The following is a 17,815-nucleotide window of genomic DNA, read 5'->3' as shown; positions in this document are numbered from 1 at the left end:
TTTGTAAAATCTATTGATTGGAGGGTTCTGGCTCATAACGCTCGCACTGCTGGCCAGTGAACTGCACCACACCCTCGCGACCGCCACTGATAGCTTTTTCTACAACGACAGCAAGCGGCTGTTGCCGATACGTCATGGCGCGCACCAACATAGGCAAGCTAATGCCAGCTACACCGGCCACAATGCCGGGCTGTATCAATTTGGTGACAATGTTGCATGGCGTTGCCCCATACATATCCGACAGCACCAGTACGCCATCCCCGCTATTTAGCTCTGCAACCAAAGCCTGAGCCTTGGGCAGCATAATATTGGGGTCATCCTGACTATTTACCGCCAATGCGGCAGTTTGCGCCGGCGCACCGCCTAGCACGTGGTTGGCACATGCAATCAGGCTTTCGCCCAGTGCACCATGCGTCACAATCAAAATACCTATCATTGTTTAATACCAATCCTATTTATTTTAACTCTCAGCCTTACTTCAATTCTCGGTGTCGCGTTAAGACCTTTTGTTTATCTTTAAAGTACAGACTCAACATTTCCACCAAATACACAGAACGATGCTGACCACCTGTACAGCCAATCGCCACAGTCAGGTAACTGCGGTTATCCAGTACAAAACATGGCAACCATTTCTCAACATAACTTCTAATATCATGCATCATATCGTTCACGGTTGCATGATCTTTTAAAAAGTCCTGCACCTTTTCATCACGCCCAGTCAGATCACGTAATGCAGGGTCGTAATGTGGGTTGGGCAAGCAGCGCACATCAAACACAAAGTCCGCATCCAACGGAATGCCATGCTTAAAGCCAAACGAGGTAAATAACAAGGTCAGGCCTGTATGCTCAATAGAAACCACCTCTTTCACCCAGCCGCGCAGGGTATTGGCGCTCAAATAGCTAGTGTCAATCACATGTCCAAGACTACCTAGGCCACCTAGCAAATCACGCTCCAGCGCTATGCTTTCGGCCAGCGTGATGGAGGCCTCACTCAACGGGTGCTTACGCCTAGTCTCACTAAAGCGTTTGACCAGAGTTTCCACATTTGACTCTAAAAACAACACCTGCACATCAATATTTTGCGCCTTGAGCTGGTCAATGTGCACCGGCAGGGTTTCAATCGCAGCACTGCGGCTATCAATACTAATCGCAATGCGTTGACGGTTCGCATCTAAATGCTCAGCTATCGTATCCAGCATGGTAGCAGGCAAGTTATCGATACAGTAATAGCCGCTATCTTCCAGTGCGCGCAATGCAATACTTTTACCTGAACCAGAAAGCCCGGTGACAATAATCAGTTGTTTCATTGGTATTAATGAGTCATTGTTGTTGATGAGTCGGTACAGAAATTACTTGTGCTGCTTCATCGCGCGCTGCTGGCGCTGCATTAGCTGCTTAGTGGCGTTTACCCCACGCAGCAGCAGCATATGGTTACGCACGGCCACTTCAACCAACACAGCAATATTGCGCCCCGCAGCGATTGGTATATGAACCTTGGTCACTTTTAAGCCCAGCACCTCTTCATGCTGGGTTTTAATACTTAGTCGATCCAGCATCTGCAAAGTTTGCAGATCTGCTTTTTCTAGCTGAATAATTAAATCTAAAGGCTTGGTAGGCTTAACCGCGTTATCACCAAACAATGCACGTATATTTAAGATACCCAGGCCGCGCACTTCCAGAAAGTCCTCTAACAAGGGCGGACAACGGCCTTCAATACGTTCAGGCGATATCCTGAAGAAGTCCACAATATCATCGGCAATCAAGCGGTGTCCGCGTGAAATCAGCTCTAATGCAAGCTCACTTTTACCGATAGCCGCTTCGCCTTTAAGCAGCACGCCAAAACCCTGCACCTCCATAAACACGCCATGCACACTGATAGTTTCAGCCATCGCCTGCGCCAAGAAGTGGCTCAAAATATCCATGAGCTCAGGGCTGCGTAAAGTAGAAGTAAATAATGGAACGTTGTGAAGATTGGCTGCTGCCAATAATATATCAAGTACTTTTTCCCCGTTAGCAACAATGACAGCGGCTAGGTCGGTAGAAAATAAATTATTAATTGCACGCCCTGCGTCAGCAGTGGGCAAATTGGTAATATAGTCCATCTCAGCGCAACCCAACACCTGCACTCGGTTAGGATGTACAAAGTTAAGATGGCCTATCAGAGCCAGAGATGGTTTAGTAACTGTTTCGCTAGTGAGAGTATTTGACCCGCCGTTGAGTCCTGCAACCCAACTTAACTTGAGTTTACGGCGGGTTTGTTTGAATAGCTCAGCGACGTTAAATTGAGCCATAGTTAAGGTAACAAAAAGAATTAAATACTAAAAAACTCAGTCAATGTTTTGATGCTTAACTGCACCATTCGCTTTGTGATGATTCGTATTTTTCTCTTTATGTTTCACCACTTGACGGTCCAGCTTGTCGGTCAACATATCGATTGCACTATACATATTTTCATCTTGGCATTCTGCGTGTAAATCATTACCAGGCACATGCAGTGTAGCTTCAACCTTTTGAGCCAGCTTTTCGACACTCATGGTCACCTTGACATCGATCACATGATCAAAGTGATTGCTGATTTTAGTTAATTTACTGGTGACATAGTCACGTAAAGCGGGCGTAATTTCTAAATGATGACCTGTTAATTGTAAATTCATGACTTGCTCCTTTTGAAAATATTCCGCAAATATTAATTGTCAGAGATTCGTGATTAAGACTTACAGAACAATTTCAGTTTACAACTTTTCATTGGGTCTGTGGCAAGGAATTGAACAATTTTTTGCAGAGACTTCAACAATCAACTTATAAGGATTTTCTCAAGCTTGCCGGCGCAATGTTCATAGACTCACGATACTTTGCAATTGTGCGCCGAGCGACCACAATTCCTTGTTTTGCCAGTAAATCGGTGATCTGATTATCAGAGTACGGCTTTCTTGGGTTTTCTTGGTCCACCAGTTGCTTGATCAAGGCACGAATCGCAGTTGCTGAACAGGTACCACCCGCATCAGTTGCCACCGAGCTACCAAAAAAGTATTTAAGCTCAAAAATGCCGCGTGGCGTCAGCATGTATTTATTAGTGGTCACGCGTGAAATGGTTGACTCGTGTAAATCAAGTTCATCAGCAATCTCTCTTAATACCAGCGGTCGCATGGCAACCTCACCGTACTCCAGGAAATTACGCTGCCTGTCTACAATCGCCTGCGATACACGCAAAATGGTAGAAAAGCGCTGCTGGATATTCTTAATCATCCACTTGGCTTCCTGCATCTGGCTTTGCAGATATTGGCTGGAACTATCGCGGTTACGCTTCAAGATACCGGCATACAGCTGATTGATTTTCAGTTTAGGAATCACGCTGTCATTCAAGCTTGCAATCCAGATACCTTTTACTTTTTTGACAATTACTTCATGCTGTATGTAATGCTCTGAGCCTATATGGCTAAACGCACTGCCAGGGCGTGGGTTTAAGCTGGTAATCAACTGCTGCACCTGTTTTAAGGTTGTTTCATCACAGCCCAGCTCTTTACGCAGCTTTACAAAATCACGCGAGGCCAATACCGGCAGGTAATGCTTTGCAACTAAACAGGCCAATGCCAAATGCGGGGTATATTTGGGCAATACATCCAGTTGCAGCAGCAAACTCTCGCTTAAGCTACGCGCACCTACCCCGGGCGGATCTAAATGCTGAACATGACGCAGCGCTGTTTGTAATTCAATCGCATCGATTTCAAGCTCTTCAGGCATGAGCTCCGCGATTTCTTCTAGCGACTGCTCCAGATAGCCATCATCGTTAATACTGTCTACTAGCATTAGCGCAAGCGACTGATCACGTTCCGATAATGGCATCAATTTAAGCTGAGAGAGTAAGTGCTCACGCAAGCTAGTTTGCAGGGTTTCTTGGGGCTTGAAGTCACTGTCATCATCGGCTGGCATGGTGTTTTCATCCCAGCGACTACCGTTTGAAAACTCATCAAACTCATCATTAAACTCAGCGGAGAATGTATCCGCGTACTCTGCATTAGGCGCATCAAGCTCTGCAGACTCAGACGCATCAGCAACTCCAGACATGCTGGATTCTGAGCCACTGAACTCACCGGCAGACTCTACATACTCAGCATCAAAACTTTCAGCATCCGATTTGGCCTCACCAGCATCAAGGCTGGGGGGTGACAAGTCAGCACCATCAGTTATTGGCTCGACGGCATTGCCGTATTCATCTTCGGTGTCATCACCGCGCTCGAGCAAGGGATTGGTCTGCATCAGCACATCTATCTCTTGATTCAACTCCAGCGTGGAAAGCTGCAATAGGCGAATCGCCTGCTGCAACTGCGGAGTCAGGGATAGATTCTGTGAGAACTTTAGCTGTAAACCTTGCTTCATAGGCGGAAATCTTTACCTAAATACACTTCACGTACACTTTCGTTTGCCACAATTTCACTTGGCACGCCCGAAGCAAACACATGCCCTTGGTTCACAATATAAGCGCGATCACAGATACCTAAGGTTTCACGTACATTATGGTCAGTAATCAACACGCCAATATTGCGCGCACTTAAAAAACGGATAATTTGCTGAATATCAATCACAGCAATCGGGTCAATGCCGGCAAAGGGCTCATCCAATAAGATAAAACTTGGGTCTGATGCCAAGCAACGTGCAATTTCCACGCGGCGACGCTCACCGCCAGACAAACTCACGGCAGCACTGTCGCGGATATGCGTAATGTGCAACTCTTCAAGCAATGACTCCAAACGCGCGGACATTTCCTCTTCAGAGATATCCTGCAGTTGCAATATGGCTAAAATATTTTCAGATACTGTTAATTTACGAAAGATAGAAGCTTCCTGCGGCAAGTAGGACAAGCCCATTCTGGCCCGCATATGAATCGGCATATGGCTTAAATCTGCACCATCCAGCGCAATTTTTCCTGCGTCCAACGCTACTAAACCCACAATCATGTAAAAACTGGTGGTTTTACCTGCGCCATTAGGACCCAACAAGCCTACGACCTCACCACTTTTAATCGTTAAAGAGATGTCCTGCACTACCGTGCGGGCACCGTAGGATTTACGCAAACTTTCTACAGTTAATTCGCTCATCGTTGTTCACTTATCATGCAGTTATCGTTTCAAAAATTATTGAGCGCTGGCAGCACTTTTACTGACTTCCAAGGTGCGGCTGAACCTTGCGTCTTTTACTGTAGGAATCGAGCCATTACCACTGGAGCTTTCAGGTTTAGCCTTAGGAGCAGGTTCCACCGGTTTAATTTCCACTGGTGCTTTTTTGTTTTTAGGTTGAATTACAGCGCGCACGCGGCCCGAGCCCGGTGTCGCAGACTGCGAATTACCACCAATTACCTCGGCATACTCAGCATTAGCATCGTACATAATGTAATCACCATGCACCACATCCTCACCACGCTTCACCCACGCTTTAGTATAGAGCTGTACTTTATCCATACGCCCGTCATACTCAATGCGCTGAGCACTACCCTGAATGTATTCGCTCTTACCCTCAAGCTTTTGTCTAAAAGTGGTAGGGTTGCCTAAAGAAGTACTGTGCTGAAAACCCTCTTTATCCTCACGCACCACTAACTTATCAGCGTGTATCTCTAATGTGCCTTGAGTAAGAATCACGTTGCCGCTGTAAGTGCTGATTTGTTTGGCATCGTCGACCTTCATCGTATCCGCCTCTAAATCAATAGGCTTATCACGGTCAGCCGCTTCTGCCCAAGCGCGTCCGGCCACACCCAACAACAAGCATCCACACAACAGAAGCGTCGATAATGTACTGATATTAATAATAAAAGGCTGCCTATTCATAGCGTCTCCGAATGCGCGCATGGTTAATTGGTTTATCTTGCTGAGCGCCCAAAACTGGCTTTTTAGCCTTAGCTGGGGCGTCATTTTTGGTGTCTGGTGTCAGTGCTTTTTTTGCCTTTGTCGTGGGTCGCTCATAATGTGCGCGCACTTTGTGTAGCAAAGTCACTGTTTGCTGCTTTTGTTCGTAAATCATCCCGGTTGCGTACACGACCGTGCCAGGCGCCTGCTTAATTACTACAGGTCTATCTGTGGTTGCGTACTCTTCATTAGGCAAGATTTTTAGGGCTTCGGTTTCTATCGTCATGACACCCTTTTCACCAAAGGCTTCCCGTAGCACCAGCACATTACCCAAAACATCAACCTGCTCACCATCACTGGAAACTTTGCCGGTATCACCCTCCAGCTTGGTGTAAGGCTTATCTTTCGCAAACCGAGTAAAACGCGGCTTAACTAGGTCTGTGGAGTCTTGATCTGGAAAATGCTTCATTTCCTCCGCAGCAAGTTTATAGCGTAGTGCACCATTAACATCGGTTTGCGTGGTCACAAAGTTATGCATGATGTAATCAGGATCATGACGGCTGCTGCCATCTAGCTTAGGCGCCAACGGCTGCACTGCCTTATTAATCCAAAACGTCAGCAAAGCTAACAGCAGCAGCAAGACCAATGGAAAAACAATTGCAGATTTTGTACCTAGCTGCATACCTAAACACTCACGCTTTTCAAGCCAGACAGTATTAACCGTTTATCCATGCCGGTAACGTTTTCCACTTAGTTCGCAATGCTAGCTTGTGTTAAAAACTGTGCCATTTGCCCGTCAAATGTATCTTGCGCCTGCATAATCAACTCACAGACTTCACGCACAGCGCCGCGCCCACCTTTTTTCTGGGTGACATAGTGCGCGTACTTAAGCAGCAAATCTGGTGAGTCTGGCACAACAATTGCCAAGCCACAGCGCAACATTGGTGGCAAATCAACCACATCATCTCCCATAAAAGCACATTGCTCAGGAGCCAAGCCAGTTCGTTTCATTAAATCCTGCAAGGCAGCCAGTTTATCTTCTGCGCCTTGGTAAAAATGTTCAACGCCAGTATTTTCTGCACGCTTCTTTACCACTTCGGAGGTGCGACCCGTAATAATAGCCACATTAACACCCGTAGCTTTCAACAACTTCATACCCAAACCGTCGTGCGCATGAAACGTCTTATACTCCTGGCCATCATCACCTATAGTCAAACCGCCATCGGTCATCACACCATCTACATCCAGCACCAGCAAGCGAATTTGCTTCAGGCGCTGCGTTAGCTCTAGATTCTTTTCTGCACCGCTCACCTAAACCACCTTTGCCAATAAAAGGTCATGCATATTTAATGCGCCCACCAAATGTCCAGCAGCATCCACAACCAGCAGGCCGTTAATTTTACGCTGCTCCATAATTTCAACCGCGGCAATCGCCAACTGATCTTGATGAATGGTACTAGGGTTAACATGCATCACATCCAGAATCTTGGCCGTCATCACGTTCACATTTTGCGCAAAAGCACGGCGCAAATCACCATCGGTAAAAATACCGACTGGCTGATGCTCAGCATTCACTACTGCCGTCAGCCCCAGCCCCTTGCGCGACATCTCAAGCAAAGCCTCTGCCAGACTAGCAAACTCAGGCACATGCGGCACACCATCACCGGTACGCATCACATCACAGACATGTACTAGCAAACGGCGCCCTAAACTACCCCCCGGGTGCGACCTTGCAAAATCCTCAGCGGTAAAATCTCGTAAATCCAGTACACACAACGCCAATGCATCACCCAGCGCCAGTGCTACCGTAGTACTGGAAGTAGGGGCTAAACCCAAGGGGCAAGCCTCCCTGCTCACATGCGCGCTCAAATGGATATCTGCAGCAGTTGCCAAGCTAGAACTGTCATTACCGGTAATCGCAATAATGCTGGCACCCAAGCGCTTTAAGGGTGGAACAATTGCCAGCACCTCATCACTCTCACCAGAGTTGGATAGCGCAATCACCACGTCACCCGCGGTGATCATGCCTAAATCCCCATGACTAGCCTCCGCAGGATGCATAAAAAAGGCGGGCGTCCCCGTACTTGCCAGTGTAGATGCGATTTTTCCGCCGATATGGCCGGATTTACCCATGCCAGTGACGACCACACGCCCTTTACACTGCAAAATCAAGGAAACCGCTTCACTGAAACGACGATCCAAACGTTGCGCCAACGCCTCTATCTCACTGGATTCTAGCTGCAAAATCTCTTTTGCCAAGGCGAGCGTCTGCGCCTGATCGCCTAATTGCGATTTGCTTAATTCACTTGATTTTGTAATCTGCGTCGACGACACCATAACTTTATCTACACTTAAATTTATCTATGCTTAAAGCAATTGATTAATCACTTTAGTAACAATTAAAACCCAATCAAAATCTAATTAAAGTTTTAGGTAACTAGTATAAAAGGGAATGCTTTGAGGATAAAGCATAATGAATGATGAATATCAGAATATTTCTAAAAATAATGCATCATCGGCATAGTTTTTGCTATTGCGCTGCGCTTTTTACAAAAAACACGAAAAATCGACTAAGATATTCCAAGTTTTGGATGTGCTTTGTGAAACAATAGATAATCGTAAAAATTTAATAATAAAAAATAGCCGCTAAAAAAAGACAATTATGTCAGGTACACTTCCATTAATTCTCATCCTGCTCATCAGCTCAGTTCTGGCTGTCGCGCTTTTCCGCAAACTACAACTACCTGCCATGTTAGCCTACTTTTTAGTTGGTCTGGCTCTCGGGCCGCACACCTTCGGCGTCCTGCCGGACGATGAAGCCAGCCGCGAGTTTGCAGAGTTTGGTATCGTATTTCTAATGTTTAGTATCGGCCTGGAGTTTAGCCTACCGCAACTCTACGCTATGCGTAGAAAAGTGCTTGGCCTAGGCGGCGCGCAGGTTTTTATCACGCTGGCACTCACTATGTGCCTGGCAAAACTGGCAGGTGTCAACTGGGCAGCAGCGTTTGTGATTGGCGCGGCGCTTACTATGTCGTCCACGGCGATTGTTTCAAAAATTCTAGCAGAGCGCATAGACTTAAACTCAAGACATGGGCGTCTAAGCATTGGCGTATTGCTATTTCAAGATATTATCGTAGTACCTGTTTTAGTGTTAATTCCCGCACTGGGCGCAGCTAACGCCAATATCTTTGATGTACTGGGGCTAGCCACACTAAAAGCGATAGGCATGCTGCTGTTTTTATTTACAGTAGGCAAGTGGCTGGTAAATCCTTTGTTTAACCTAGTTGCCAGCCAGCGCTCACGTGAATTATTCGTCATGAATGTATTGATGGTGACGCTGCTTGTAGCCTTTGCCACCAAGACCGCGGGCTTATCTTACGCATTGGGTGCTTTTGTTGCCGGCATGCTGATATCCGAAACCAAATATCGCTATCAGGTTGAGTCTGACATCGCGCCGTTCCGCGACATTTTGCTGGGGCTGTTTTTTATCAGTGTCGGCATGCTGCTCAATATCGCAGAAATCATAAATAACATCGGCATTATTATGCTAACGCTATTTGGATTCATCATATTAAAAGCCATTATCGTGACAGCGGTAGTACGCTTTGTGAAATATGAAATTGGCGTTGCCATACGCACCGGTATTATTCTGGCGCAGGCAGGCGAGTTTGGCTTTGTGATTTTAGCCCTAGGTGCGGAACAAAAGTTGATTGCAGGTCCAACCCTGCAAGTGGTATTGGCCGCAGCGCTACTGTCTATGGTGATTGCACCGTTCCTGATTCAATATAATGGCCGCATCGCTAGACGCTTAGCGCGTAGTTACACCCGCAACAGTAGCCAAATAATCGAAGAAATAGATGAGGGCAGCAAGCACTTGCACAACCACGTAGTAATTTGCGGCTATGGCCGTAGCGGGCAGTATCTTGGTCGCTTTCTGAAAGAGGAAAATATCCCCTACGTTGCCTTGGATATTGACCCGTCCAGAGTATTGGAAGCCTCGGCAGCGGGCGAGAACGTTATGTTTGGCGACGCAGCCAGACGCGTAGTGCTGGAAGCCGCCGGTGCGGGCAGAGCCAAAGCCTTGATTATCAGCTATGCCGACAATCGCGCCGCCATGAAAATTTTACACATCGCACAAGAAAGCTACCCGCAATTACCAGTCATCGTGCGTACCGTAGATGATTCTAATATGGAGGCATTGCGTGAAGCTGGTGCCACCGAGGTAGTACCTGAGATTTTAGAAGGCAGCCTGATGCTGGCATCCCATGCGTTAATGCTGCTTGGCGTACCGCTCAACCGCGTAGTGAAGCGCATCAGAATCTTTCGTGAAGAACGCTACAGCATGTTTAAAGGCTATTTCCGCGGCATTTCAGATGCAGAGAATGAAGAAATCGCCAAACAGGAAGTACGCCTGCACTCAGTGATTATCACTACTGGCGCTTATGCTATTGGTCGCTGCCTCAACGATATGCAACTTAGCAGCTTTGACGTCATAATTAAAAATATTCGCCGCCCACATGCCAACAGTGCGCACATGACTAACGAAAGCCTGCTTGCTGAAGGTGACGTGGTCGTATTGCTCGGCCAACCAGCAGGCTTGGCAAATGCAGAAAACGCCCTATTAATGGGGCGCGTAGCGAACAAGTAAAACGTTTATATGATTAGAGTAACGAATGGCTAAACCACACACCATGATTATTGGCGGCGGCATTGTAGGATGCATGACTGCAATGGAGTTAATTAACAAAGGCCATCGTGTCACTATCGTTGAGCGCAATCAAATCGCCAGCCAAACCTCAGGTGAGTCATCTTGGGCTGGCGGCGGCATTATCTTTCCGCTACTGCCATGGCAATATTCTGAGCCAGTGAACGCGCTCACCAAGCACAGCGCAAACTTTTACCACGCATTATCACAGCAGCTACAACAAGAAACCGGATTACCGACCGACTTTGCACAGTCAGGCTTTTTACTGCTGCCAAAATTTGATCTCAATGCCGCTCAAACATGGTGTACGCAGAATGAAGTCAGCTTTCAACCGGTAAGGGCCAGTGCATTTGGCGTGCAATCACTTGAAGGTGAAAATGCGCTATGGCTACCCACCGTATGCCAGATACGCCCACCTTATTTAATGCAGGCAATGCGCAAATGGCTGGAGCAGCACCAAGTCACCATGCTGGAGCACACACAACTAGTACCGCTGGAGGAAAGCCAACAGCTTAGCGAATGGCAAACTACCACCGGAGAAAAACTTAGCGCCGACCAGTTTGTGGTCACCTCTGGCGCATGGAGCTTTGACCTACTCAAAGCCACCAGCGCCAAACTGAATATCAAACCGATGCGCGGGCAGATTCTGCTCTACCAGCCACAAAACAATCTAGAGCAAATGGTGTACAAAGAAGGCTTTTATATGATTCCACGCATGGATGGCTACCTGCTAGCTGGCAGCACGCTGGAAGACGTAGGCTTTGATAACGGCGTAACGGAGGCGGTACGTGAAGAGCTGCGCCTCAAAGCCGAGGCCATTATGCCTGAGCTAAAAGGTCAAGCCATCATTAAACACTGGAGCGGATTGCGCCCAGGCACCCCGGAAAACTTGCCTACCATAGGTGCGCACCCTACCATTAAAAACCTGTACTTAAATACAGGGCATTTTAGATACGGACTTACCATGGCTCCAGCCAGTGCCAAACTAATCGCAGCGATTATGGCTGGAGAAACCCCGGCACTAGACGCAACACCTTACGCCTGTGCCAGCTGACGCCGCACTCCTCCGCAGCCTTAACCGCCTATGCTGTACAAACACATCTGACTCTTTTCGCTATTTAGGCCGAATTTACCTATACGTAGATTTTAAGCATTGGTAAAATAACACTCAATTACACATAGCTTTTCACTAACGAGAAGCCAGCTAGTAAACTAGGACAGAACATGCTGCTAATGATCGACAACTATGACTCATTCACCTACAACCTGGTGCAATACCTTGGCGAACTCGGCCAAGAGGTGTTGGTATACCGCAATGATGAAATTGATTTAGCCAAAGTTGCAGAACTCAAGCCTGACCACATTGTGGTTTCGCCAGGCCCTTGCACCCCGAATGAAGCGGGCATCAGCGTGCCGTTGATTAAAGAGTTTGCAGGCAAAATTCCTTTATTAGGGGTTTGTCTGGGGCATCAAAGTATCGGTCAGGCTTTTGGCGGCAACATCATTCATGCCAAGCAATTAATGCACGGCAAAACCTCGCTGATACACCATAAAAATATCGGTGTATTTAAAGATTTACCTAACCCCTACACGGCTACGCGCTACCACTCATTGGTGATTGAAAAAGAAACTTTGCCGGACTGCCTAGAAATTACCGCATGGACCGACGACGGTGAAATCATGGGCGTGCGCCATAAAACACTGGCAGTTGAGGGTGTACAGTTCCACCCTGAATCTATCCTGACCGAACATGGACACGCGCTTTTGAATAACTTTTTGAAAGCCTAAGCCCATGAGTTATGCACAAACGCTGACCCGTTTAATTAACGGTGAAAGCTTAAGCTTTGAGGTCATGCAAGGTTTAATGCAACAAGTCATGGCGGGCGAACTCACCGCTGCACAGATTGCAGGCGTATTGGTCGCACTGCGCATCAAAGGTGAAACTGTAGACGAGATTGCAGCAGCAGCCAGCGTGATGCGCTCACTGTCAACCAAAGTAGAGATTCAGGATGCGAACCATTTAGTAGATACCTGCGGCACCGGCGGTGATGGCATACAGACTTTCAACATCTCTACGGTCAGCGCCTTTATTGCGGCGGCAGCTGGGGCAAAAGTTGCCAAGCATGGCGGCCGCTCCGTATCATCTACTTGCGGCAGTGCAGACGTCTTGGAAGCATTGGGCGTTAACGTTAACTTAAGCCCTGAGCAAGTCGCCAACTCGGTAAACCAAGTTGGCCTGGGCTTTATGTTTGCTCCCAACCACCATAGCGCAATGAAGCATGCGGCACCAGTACGGCGCGAGCTTGGCATTCGCACGCTATTTAACCTACTCGGTCCGCTGACTAACCCAGCTAACGCTAAGCGTCAGGTCATGGGCGTATTTTCACCGGACCTTACTGGTAAATTAGCGCGGGTATTAAAACAGCTAGGCAGCGAACATGTGATGGTGGTGTGTGGCGCCGATGGCATGGATGAAATTTCATTTACTGGCGACAGCTACATTGCGGAACTTAAGCACGGCGAAGTACATGAGTACACGGTAAACCCCGCCCAGTTTGGCTTAAAACTGCACGATTTGAACAGCATTAAAGTCAGTAACGCACAAGAATCTAAAGACATCATTCTCGATTTACTAGCTGGAAAAACCGGCCCGGCACGCGATATTGTGTTGCTGAATGCCGGCGCGGCAATCTATGTTTCCGGCATCGCACACACGCTGGCAGATGGCATCAGCACTGCAGCTGACATGCTAGACAACGGGAAAGCCATGCAAAAACTGCAAGCACTTATCACAGCCACCAACGCATGAATCATGCTGCCAAACACCTGTGTTATGCACTGATCCTAGCGTTTGGTTTATGTGCATGTAACCAGCCCAGTGCCGGGAACCACCAAGCAGCGCAGGCTGCAAAGCAAACTGCCACTAACAACCACAGTGTTGAGCAAGCATTTGCTGCCAAGCAAAGCAATGTGCAGGTCTCAGGTTCTGGCGTTGTCGTCAAATTGCTGTCTGATGACAACAAAGGTGCGAAGCACCAAAAATTTCTGGTAAAAATCAACCCGCAGCAAACACTGTTATTTGCGCATAATATAGACCTTGCCCCTAGAGTGCCTGTGCAAACGGGCGATACAATTTCGTTTAGCGGTGAGTATGTATATAATCCAAAAGGCGGGGTCATCCATTGGACGCATCACAGCCCTAATGGCAACCACCCTGGCGGTTGGGTAATGCACAATAACGAGAAATACCAGTAATACCATGTAGCATCACGACGGTGCCCATTGACTGATTAATGTAATAGCGAAAGCAATATGTCTGATATTCTGAATAAAATTATCGCCACAAAAACGCAAGAAGTGGCTGCGGCTAAAGCCGCAAAGCCACTAGCAGCCGTACAGCAAGAGGCTGCAGCGGCACTGGCAACGCGTGATTTTGTAGGCAGCATCCGTGCAAAAATCGCCAATATGCAAGCTGCAGTTATAGCTGAAATCAAGAAGGCTAGCCCATCTAAAGGGGTGATTCGTGCCGACTTTCAGCCTGCCGCCATCGCCGCCAGTTACGAGCAGGGTGGTGCTGCTTGTTTGTCAGTTCTGACTGATGTTGAATACTTCCAAGGGTCCCCAGAGTATCTAAAGCAGGCCCGTGCAGCATGTAGCTTACCGGTGCTACGCAAAGACTTTATGATAGACGCTTATCAGGTTTACGAAGCACGCGCTATGGGCGCGGATTGCATTCTGCTGATTGCAGCAGCGATTGATTTAGCAAAAATGCGTGAACTGGAAGCCATTGCCCATAGCTTAGGAATGGCGGTGTTGGTGGAAGTGCATAACGGCGAAGAGTTAGACCTCGCCCTACAACTGGAGACTCCACTACTCGGCATTAACAACCGTAACTTACGCACCTTTGATGTCACGCTGGACACCACGCTAGACTTGCTATCTCGCATCCCAGAACATAAAATCGTGGTTACAGAGTCTGGCATTTTCACCCAAGCCGACGTTGCACTGATGCGTCAAAACCATGTACATACGTTTCTGGTTGGAGAAGCGTTTATGCGCCAGCCTGAGCCTGGCGTTGAGTTGGCTAAGGTATTCGCTTAACGCTAGCATTCGCTCAACTATATGAGCGAATGCTGTGGCGTCCCTATTTTTATTGAGGTTTAACATGAGCTATCCATATTCTCGTCCGCGCCGCATGCGCAAAGACGCATTCTCCCGCAGCCTAATGCGTGAAAATGTGCTCACTAGCAATGACCTAATTTACCCAGTATTCGTGCTGGATGGCGAAAACCGCATTGAAGAAGTAGCCTCCATGCCAGGCGTACAACGCCAAAGCATAGACAATCTGCTGAAAACTGCCGCTGAGTGTGTAGCTCTGGGCATTCCGGCCATTGCGCTATTTCCAGTGGTGGATAGCGAGTTCAAAAGCTTAGACGCTGCTGAAGCCTACAACCCAGAAGGCCTAGTGCAACGTACGGTTGCAGCGCTCAAGGCCAACTTTCCGGAGCTGGGCGTAATTACGGATGTGGCGTTAGACCCATATACGACGCATGGCCAAGATGGCTTGATTGATGACTCCGGTTATGTACTCAACGACGAAACTATCGAGGTTTTAGTCAAGCAGGCGATCTCCCATGCTAATGCCGGTGCCGATGTAGTAGCCCCGAGTGACATGATGGACGGCCGAGTGGGCCAGATTCGTGAGGCACTGGAAAGCACGCGAAACATACACACCAAGATTTTAGCTTACTCGGCTAAGTATGCCTCTGCCTTTTATGGCCCATTCCGCGATGCCGTAGGCTCTGCTGCCAACTTAGGCAAAGGCAACAAATATACATACCAAATGGACCCTGCCAATAGCGATGAAGCCATGCAAGAGGTCGCACTGGATATTTCCGAAGGTGCAGATATGGTGATGGTGAAACCAGGCATGCCTTATTTAGACATAGTCCGCCGCGTTAAAGATGAGTTTGGCGTGCCGACATTTGCCTACCAAGTAAGTGGCGAATATGCCATGCTCAAGGCAGCAGCCCAAAACGGCTGGCTAGATGAAAAATCATGTGTATTAGAAAGCCTGCTCGCATTTAAGCGTGCTGGTGCTGATGGCATTTTGACTTACTTCGCCATGGACGTAGCACGCTGGCTGCAAGAGCCTAAGGCGTAAGCGTTTGAGTCAACACGACGCAAGTTTATAAAACTGGTTAGCTTAAGGTCAGCAACGACCTTAAGCCCTCAATGTTGACCCGATCTGCGTTGCTACCATCCGCCGCACGCTTGGTAGGCACGCGGATATCATCCACTTCAAACACGCTTAGTTTAATTAAGCCTATATCTGTTTCTAAGGTAAACACTGGCACCGTTTTGCGCCCATCGCCCTTTTTATCGCGCTTGCCGTCATTCATGATGCGATATGACTTTTCATTCACATCAAACGGAATCTGTGCGTTGAGCAAAAACATCTCCACCTCTTTAATGCTATCCGCAAACAAATGTATATGCGTTTCTGACAGCAAGCCAGCCGTGCCATCCAGCACTGCACCAGTCAAGTGTGGATTAAACTTGGCTAGCAACTGCATGGTGTACAGGGCATTTTTACGTAACTCGCGTAGATTTTCGGGCTGAGCTTCACTTAAAAATAATGCGTTATAGCGTTTGAGTTCTTCTTCAATTTCAGCGTTGGATGGCAAACTGCTATTCTCCAGCGCCCCCAGTTGCCGCCCCGCCTTCTTTTTAGCGTAGGCATAATCGGAAATACCATCCTCAGCCATCATGCGTGCGGCTTGCTGTGCAACCAGCTGGCGGATATGCAGTAAGTTCTCTTTTGACATTCTTTAAATCTCTATTGGGAGCATGGGCTGAGCACCATGCGCTAATCTCATCACGACCAAGACTGAGCGCGCCAACTCAGCATTATTATGCTTAAGGTAAAGTAGGCTAACCTTTAATTTTGACGTCTAACTGTTTAAGCTTGCGATATAAATGCGTGCGCTCAAGGCCAGAAATCTCAGCCAGTTTATTCATATTTCCCGCCACCAACTTAATGTGGTAATTGAAATACTGCCGCTCAAACTCATCTCGTGCCTCGCGCAAAGGTTGGTTAAGGTTTAACTCTGCTTCCAGCCCTGTAGGCTTCACACCAATCACCGCAGCGTCTACAATCACTTTCAACTCAGGGTGCATCTGACCGTCAAACTGATGCATTACCCGATTCACGTCATCCAGGGTGATTTTGTCACCTAAACTAGTTTGAATCAGGTTACGTACTACGGCATCCAGCTGTGCAATATCACCGGGCCAACTAGCATTGCGCAAGGCGTTGAGTGCTGCAATGTCAATCTCACGATAAGGCAAATTGGCAATTTCAAATTGCAGATTTGCAATCGTCAGCACCAAATCCGGAATATCTTCTTTATGCTCTTCTAGTGCAGGTACTCTTAGTGAAACCGCAGACAGAATTTGCAATAGGTTGTGGTCAAACAGCCCTTCAGCCTGCAGTTTTTGTAAATTATGGCTGGTACCGCAAATCACGCGCACATTGTATTTTTCGGCTTTGGTAATTAACAGTAGCAGACCCTTTTGTTCGGTCTTACTGAGCTCAGCAATTTCCGGCACATACACTACACCATCATTTGCCTGCTCTAAGATTTCTAATGGCGCATTCACCAACTGACTAAACTCAGTTAATGCTAGCCAAGGCGTGCCCGCGCTGTGCAGAAAACGCGCACACAGCTCTGCACCACAACCCAATGGCCCAATCAATAATACTGGGCTAGGTGCCACACTAGAGCTCATGGCGATTTTATCCAAACGCTCTTTTAGCGCTGCGACTATCGGACTCTTGCCTAAGCTAATTAAATTCATTTCAGACTTAGGCAACTGCTCACTATGCTTTAATGCAGTAGCAACCGTTTTAAGCAGTTTTTGCAGTGCAATAGGCTTTTCCAAAAAGTCAAATGCGCCAATACGCGTCGCCTCTACCGCAGTATCAATGGTGCCATGACCTGACATCATGACAACAGGCATGGTCAGCAAACCACCGTTAGCCCACTCTTTAAGCAAGCTGATGCCATCACAATCTGGCATCCAGATATCCAGCAAGACGACATCCGGACGCTCATGCAAACGCATGGCACGTGCGGTGGCTGCATTTTCTGCCAGTTGCACTTGGTAGCCCTCATCTTGCAAAATATCGCGCAATAGTTCGCGTATGCCTATTTCATCGTCAATCACTAATATATGTTTTGATGCCATACGGTTTTACTTGGTCAATTAA

At 47.6% G+C, this 17,815-nt stretch carries 19 protein-coding genes; 7 read left to right on the top strand and 12 right to left on the bottom strand.

The annotated features are described in order from the left end of the window. Nucleotides 1–10: 10 nt before the first annotated feature. The 10 genes from VGD82_RS00985 to VGD82_RS00940 all read right to left on the bottom strand — a co-directional run bounded on the left by VGD82_RS00985 (nucleotide 11) and on the right by VGD82_RS00940 (nucleotide 8,174). Nucleotides 11–436: a PTS sugar transporter subunit IIA gene (locus VGD82_RS00985; RefSeq protein WP_331018608.1), complete on the bottom strand. Its 426-nt coding sequence runs from the start codon at nucleotides 434–436 to the stop codon at nucleotides 11–13. Between the two features lie 37 nt (nucleotides 437–473). Next, the gene (rapZ, locus tag VGD82_RS00980) at nucleotides 474–1,307 is read right to left on the bottom strand and encodes an RNase adapter RapZ (RefSeq protein ID WP_331018607.1); all 834 of its coding nucleotides are present in this window, start codon (nucleotides 1,305–1,307) and stop codon (nucleotides 474–476) included. A 42-nt stretch (nucleotides 1,308–1,349) separates the two neighbouring features. Continuing rightward, complete coding sequence (hprK, locus tag VGD82_RS00975) at nucleotides 1,350–2,291, bottom strand: HPr(Ser) kinase/phosphatase (RefSeq protein ID WP_331018606.1); 942 nt, start codon at nucleotides 2,289–2,291, stop codon at nucleotides 1,350–1,352. Nucleotides 2,292–2,327: 36 nt separating this feature from the next. Further along, nucleotides 2,328–2,654, bottom strand: a complete 327-nt coding sequence (gene hpf / locus VGD82_RS00970; protein WP_015833100.1) for a ribosome hibernation-promoting factor, HPF/YfiA family — start codon at nucleotides 2,652–2,654, stop codon at nucleotides 2,328–2,330. A 145-nt stretch (nucleotides 2,655–2,799) separates the two neighbouring features. Continuing rightward, nucleotides 2,800–4,377, bottom strand: coding sequence for an RNA polymerase factor sigma-54 (locus VGD82_RS00965; RefSeq protein ID WP_331018605.1), 1,578 nt, complete (start codon nucleotides 4,375–4,377; stop codon nucleotides 2,800–2,802). After that, complete coding sequence (gene lptB / locus VGD82_RS00960) at nucleotides 4,374–5,096, bottom strand: LPS export ABC transporter ATP-binding protein (protein WP_331018604.1); 723 nt, start codon at nucleotides 5,094–5,096, stop codon at nucleotides 4,374–4,376. Before lptB ends, VGD82_RS00965 begins: the two co-directional genes overlap by 4 nt. Before the next feature lie 36 nt (nucleotides 5,097–5,132). Further along, a complete protein-coding gene (lptA, locus tag VGD82_RS00955) occupies nucleotides 5,133–5,819 on the bottom strand; it encodes a lipopolysaccharide transport periplasmic protein LptA (protein WP_331018603.1) in 687 nt (228 codons plus the stop codon). Continuing rightward, on the bottom strand, nucleotides 5,812–6,519 hold the full coding sequence (gene lptC, locus VGD82_RS00950) for an LPS export ABC transporter periplasmic protein LptC (RefSeq protein ID WP_331018602.1): 708 nt from the start codon (nucleotides 6,517–6,519) through the stop codon (nucleotides 5,812–5,814). Before lptC ends, lptA begins: the two co-directional genes overlap by 8 nt. Nucleotides 6,520–6,587: 68 nt before the next feature. Then, a complete protein-coding gene (locus tag VGD82_RS00945; protein ID WP_331018601.1) occupies nucleotides 6,588–7,148 on the bottom strand; it encodes an HAD family hydrolase in 561 nt (186 codons plus the stop codon). Then, entirely contained in the window at nucleotides 7,149–8,174 is a 1,026-nt protein-coding gene (locus tag VGD82_RS00940; RefSeq protein WP_331018600.1) for a KpsF/GutQ family sugar-phosphate isomerase, read from the bottom strand. A gap of 325 nt (nucleotides 8,175–8,499) precedes the next feature. Here VGD82_RS00940 and VGD82_RS00935 point away from each other — a divergent pair, with 325 nt between their 5' ends. The 7 genes from VGD82_RS00935 to hemB all read left to right on the top strand — a co-directional run bounded on the left by VGD82_RS00935 (nucleotide 8,500) and on the right by hemB (nucleotide 15,706). Then, complete coding sequence (locus tag VGD82_RS00935; RefSeq protein ID WP_331018599.1) at nucleotides 8,500–10,485, top strand: monovalent cation:proton antiporter-2 (CPA2) family protein; 1,986 nt, start codon at nucleotides 8,500–8,502, stop codon at nucleotides 10,483–10,485. 25 nt (nucleotides 10,486–10,510) lie between these two features. Further along, nucleotides 10,511–11,596: an NAD(P)/FAD-dependent oxidoreductase gene (locus VGD82_RS00930; RefSeq protein ID WP_331018598.1), complete on the top strand. Its 1,086-nt coding sequence runs from the start codon at nucleotides 10,511–10,513 to the stop codon at nucleotides 11,594–11,596. A 170-nt stretch (nucleotides 11,597–11,766) separates the two neighbouring features. Continuing rightward, the gene (gene pabA, locus VGD82_RS00925) at nucleotides 11,767–12,330 is read left to right on the top strand and encodes an aminodeoxychorismate/anthranilate synthase component II (RefSeq protein ID WP_015833109.1); all 564 of its coding nucleotides are present in this window, start codon (nucleotides 11,767–11,769) and stop codon (nucleotides 12,328–12,330) included. Nucleotides 12,331–12,334: 4 nt separating this feature from the next. Then, entirely contained in the window at nucleotides 12,335–13,351 is a 1,017-nt protein-coding gene (trpD, locus tag VGD82_RS00920) for an anthranilate phosphoribosyltransferase (protein WP_331018597.1), read from the top strand. Next, on the top strand, nucleotides 13,348–13,797 hold the full coding sequence (locus tag VGD82_RS00915) for a DUF3465 domain-containing protein (protein ID WP_331018596.1): 450 nt from the start codon (nucleotides 13,348–13,350) through the stop codon (nucleotides 13,795–13,797). Before trpD ends, VGD82_RS00915 begins: the two co-directional genes overlap by 4 nt. 57 nt (nucleotides 13,798–13,854) lie before the next feature. Further along, nucleotides 13,855–14,643, top strand: a complete 789-nt coding sequence (gene trpC, locus VGD82_RS00910) for an indole-3-glycerol phosphate synthase TrpC (protein ID WP_331018595.1) — start codon at nucleotides 13,855–13,857, stop codon at nucleotides 14,641–14,643. Nucleotides 14,644–14,707: 64 nt separating this feature from the next. Then, nucleotides 14,708–15,706, top strand: a complete 999-nt coding sequence (hemB, locus tag VGD82_RS00905; RefSeq protein ID WP_331018594.1) for a porphobilinogen synthase — start codon at nucleotides 14,708–14,710, stop codon at nucleotides 15,704–15,706. 37 nt (nucleotides 15,707–15,743) lie between these two features. Here the strand turns inward: hemB and VGD82_RS00900 are convergent, their stop codons facing one another. Together VGD82_RS00900 and VGD82_RS00895 are read right to left on the bottom strand one after the other, a co-directional pair. Next, nucleotides 15,744–16,370, bottom strand: a complete 627-nt coding sequence (locus tag VGD82_RS00900) for a hypothetical protein (RefSeq protein WP_331018593.1) — start codon at nucleotides 16,368–16,370, stop codon at nucleotides 15,744–15,746. Between the two features lie 106 nt (nucleotides 16,371–16,476). Beyond that, entirely contained in the window at nucleotides 16,477–17,793 is a 1,317-nt protein-coding gene (locus tag VGD82_RS00895) for a sigma-54 dependent transcriptional regulator (protein WP_331018592.1), read from the bottom strand. Nucleotides 17,794–17,815 lie beyond the last annotated feature (22 nt).

Source organism: Methylotenera sp., assembly GCF_036401095.1.
Taxonomy (GTDB): Bacteria; Pseudomonadota; Gammaproteobacteria; order Burkholderiales; family Methylophilaceae; genus Methylotenera.
This window is presented reverse-complemented; position numbering and strand designations above follow the sequence as displayed.